Source organism: Moorena sp. SIO4A1 (assembly GCF_010672065.1).
Lineage (GTDB): Bacteria > Cyanobacteriota > Cyanobacteriia > Cyanobacteriales > Coleofasciculaceae > Moorena.
Genome location: NZ_JAAHHX010000249.1, coordinates 1 through 2,652 on the forward strand (window position 1 = coordinate 1; position 2,652 = coordinate 2,652).

Sequence of the window (2,652 nt, forward strand, 5' to 3'; positions counted from 1 at the left end):
CTAATTGTGGAATGATTAAAGGTAATTTAGAACAGTTTGGGGCGAGAGGGTCGCTAATTGGCAATTTAATTGAAGGCTTGCTGGCTCTAAGTACAGTAATTGTTTTTGTGTTTAGCACCTGGCCTGTGGTAATGGGAATTTAGCAACTTGTTAGTAAAGATGATCGAGCATATTGTTTTGTTCAAGTGGAAAGAAGACGCTTCACCGGATGCGATCGCATTGGCTATAAATGGAATCCTGGCCCTGAAAGACCAAATTCCTGGGATTGTAGAACTTTCCTGTGGAGAGAACTTTTCCCCCCTCAGGTCTCAGGGATTTCAGCATGCTTTGAGAGTGCAACTTCTCGATTGCGACGCTCTGAGTACCTATGCCGATCACCCAGTCCACCAGGCAGTAATCGAGAAGTATATCAAACCTATCCTAGGAGACATCATCGCAGTGGATTACGAAGTTTAGTAGCCTCAAGGATAGAGCACAGGAACTGAGGGGGTGACCGGGTGTGGGGTGACTCATAAGGGTAGGTTTTTTAGAAAGGGGCGAGTAGGTACTTTGATTACGTATAAATTCCTCAAAATATGTATCAAAATACACAATATTTTCCGGGATAATTCTCCCCATTTCCCGCTTTTCCCGATTCCCGACTCCCGATTCCCGACTCCCGATTCCCGACTCCCGACCCAAATGTAAAAAACCTACCCCTGTGAGGTGTGGGGTGACCGGGTAGCTGTACACATAAATCCAGAAGCGATGCAGAGGTGCGACCCGTGGCGAATTTAATTCGCCTACGGAAAACGCACCATTACGGTCTTGAGGGAAATCCCCATGAGCAAGTGCATTAAGACAATGATTGCCTTAGTTCCAAAAAAAGTTTTCCCTACACCCTAAACCCTACACCCTAAACCCTACACCCTAAACCCTACACCCTAAACCCAGTAAGGCTAACAAGGTAGCTTGTCAACCCATCAGTTATTAGTCTTTGGGTGGTATGTCTCCTGCCTGCTGAGCTTTTTTAATCGCTCGTTTGAGAATTAGTACTGCCATTTGGGACAAGGAGCGCTCCTCGGCATCTGCCAATCGTTGAAGCGCTTCTTTGTCTTTTTCTTCCATATAGAGGGTTACGGTTACTTTAGCCATATGATTAACAATAATTTTTACTCTAGGTTTTTACCCAAATAAACATAAATTAACACAAATAAAAAGAAACTATATGTTATTCCATAAATTGTAATGGAAAGCTTTCTGCACACCCAATCGATAGGTAGCTTTCCCCCTAATATCAAGTCTGGTTGAATACCCATAATTAAGGGAGCCGGGCGCAGGGAGGGTGGGAAGTGTGGGAAGTGTGGGGAGATGGGGAGATGGGGAGATGGGGAGATGAGGGGTGATGGATGATCAGACGGGAAGCTTTGACAAGTGTTATACTTAGTGTTATAGTTAAAAAGATTGCTGGTGTAGCTCAGTTGGTAGAGCAGCTGATTTGTAATCAGCTGGTCGCGGGTTCGAATCCTGTCACCAGCTTATCAAAAATAGTTATGTGTGGCGTTTGTGATAGCTATGAGGTAAACAGATTTTTTTACCTATTCCCTCTTACCTGCTCCCTACTCCCTGCTCCCTGCTCCCTAAAACCCAGGACTCTGTACCTCACCCAAATCAGAATTGCTATAAAACAACTAGGAATTTCTAGTAACTTCGGGCGTTATCAGCACCCCTTAATTCTGTATTTCCAACTGTTCTAGGTCACCAGGGGTATTGCAGTTAAAAAATAGCCTAGTGTCACTGACTAGCAACTCCTGTACTGGATGCTGGGCCAACCAACGCTGAAATGACCGTCCCCCTTGATTGATAAACTCAGTGAGACTCGGTAGACACTGGCGTCGGTAAAAACCGCACAGGGGTTCCCAGCCCTTGGGGTTCCTTGGCAATAGTGCTATCGCGTAGCGTGACCTTTGGTCAATCGCATTTTCCCGAGTCTGCTCCAACTGCTTGAGCCAACCTTGCACAACCTCTGCTCTTAATTGGGGTAAATCACAAGCCAGTAACAGTACCCAATCTGTTTCAACATGAGCTAATCCTTGAGCAAATCCTACCAAAGGACCATGAGGTGTGGTCTCTTCTGGTAACGGCACTTCCCGAATGACACGACAAGTCTCAGGTAAGATATCCACGTATCGTTCTGGCCAGGGAGTGACGATATAGACTTGACCAGAGACTTGACCAGAGACTTGAGCAATACAGCTGAGGGCAACATCAGAAACTCTGCGCAGTAACGGGACACCCTCAACCAGAATCAAGGCTTTATCCCTACCCATACGAGAGCTTAGCCCTCCTGCAAGGACAATCCCTGAGAGGGCTAAGTCGTAATTAGTATTTGGTATAGCGCTGCCCATGGCTTGGTCAGGAACAGACAAGAATTCCAGAACGTAGACTCGGAGACTCCTCAAAAAAGATTGCCCCTCGTCCCTTTAGGTCATCCTTGATATCCTTAGAAATTCCGAAGTTATCTCCAAACTGAGTACTGTCTACTCGAGATACTCTTAAACCGTCATTAATCGGGATAATCCGGTATAAAACGGTCAAGGTGCAATTTATTGTTGCCTGAGGGAGGAGTGGTAGTCAGCAATTGGAGTTAAGCCTTCCACTCATCTTTCTAGG

Annotated in this window: 6 protein-coding genes and 1 tRNA gene; 4 read left to right on the forward strand and 3 right to left on the reverse strand. The window is 45.7% G+C overall.

Annotation, left to right across the window (positions count from 1 at the left end):
• Positions 1-159: 159 nt before the first annotated feature.
• Both F6K53_RS36860 and F6K53_RS36865 read left to right on the forward strand, forming a co-directional pair.
• The gene (locus F6K53_RS36860) at positions 160-456 is read left to right on the forward strand and encodes a Dabb family protein (RefSeq protein ID WP_293025939.1); all 297 of its coding nucleotides are present in this window, start codon (positions 160-162) and stop codon (positions 454-456) included.
• Positions 457-549: 93 nt separating this feature from the next.
• Positions 550-687: a hypothetical protein gene (locus F6K53_RS36865; protein WP_293070598.1), complete on the forward strand. Its 138-nt coding sequence runs from the start codon at positions 550-552 to the stop codon at positions 685-687.
• Between the two features lie 282 nt (positions 688-969).
• On the opposite strand, the gene F6K53_RS36870 is transcribed toward F6K53_RS36865, so the two are convergent.
• A complete protein-coding gene (locus tag F6K53_RS36870; RefSeq protein ID WP_083373549.1) occupies positions 970-1,134 on the reverse strand; it encodes a ribbon-helix-helix protein, CopG family in 165 nt (54 codons plus the stop codon).
• A gap of 311 nt (positions 1,135-1,445) precedes the next feature.
• Here F6K53_RS36870 and F6K53_RS36875 point away from each other — a divergent pair.
• Both F6K53_RS36875 and F6K53_RS36880 read left to right on the forward strand, forming a co-directional pair.
• Positions 1,446-1,518: transfer RNA gene (locus F6K53_RS36875), tRNA-Thr, on the forward strand.
• Positions 1,519-1,532: 14 nt separating this feature from the next.
• On the forward strand, positions 1,533-1,736 hold the full coding sequence (locus tag F6K53_RS36880) for a hypothetical protein (protein WP_293070600.1): 204 nt from the start codon (positions 1,533-1,535) through the stop codon (positions 1,734-1,736).
• On the opposite strand, the gene F6K53_RS36885 is transcribed toward F6K53_RS36880, so the two are convergent.
• Positions 1,710-2,387, reverse strand: coding sequence for a molybdenum cofactor guanylyltransferase (locus F6K53_RS36885; RefSeq protein WP_293070605.1), 678 nt, complete (start codon positions 2,385-2,387; stop codon positions 1,710-1,712). The two genes, F6K53_RS36880 and F6K53_RS36885, sit on opposite strands and share 27 nt — an antisense overlap.
• 7 nt (positions 2,388-2,394) lie before the next feature.
• On the reverse strand, positions 2,395-2,577 hold the full coding sequence (locus F6K53_RS36890) for a hypothetical protein (protein WP_293070602.1): 183 nt from the start codon (positions 2,575-2,577) through the stop codon (positions 2,395-2,397).
• Positions 2,578-2,652: the final 75 nt, after the last annotated feature.

Bases quoted from the DNA above. Each gene is read 5' to 3' on its own strand.
- F6K53_RS36860 (WP_293025939.1), top strand. From the start codon at position 160: ATGATCGAGCATATTGTTTTGTTCAAGTGGAAAGAAGACGCTTCACCG.
- F6K53_RS36870 (WP_083373549.1), bottom strand. From the start codon at position 1,134: ATGGCTAAAGTAACCGTAACCCTCTATATGGAAGAAAAAGACAAAGAA.
- F6K53_RS36880 (WP_293070600.1), top strand. From the start codon at position 1,533: ATGTGTGGCGTTTGTGATAGCTATGAGGTAAACAGATTTTTTTACCTA.
- F6K53_RS36885 (WP_293070605.1), bottom strand. From the start codon at position 2,387: ATGGGCAGCGCTATACCAAATACTAATTACGACTTAGCCCTCTCAGGG.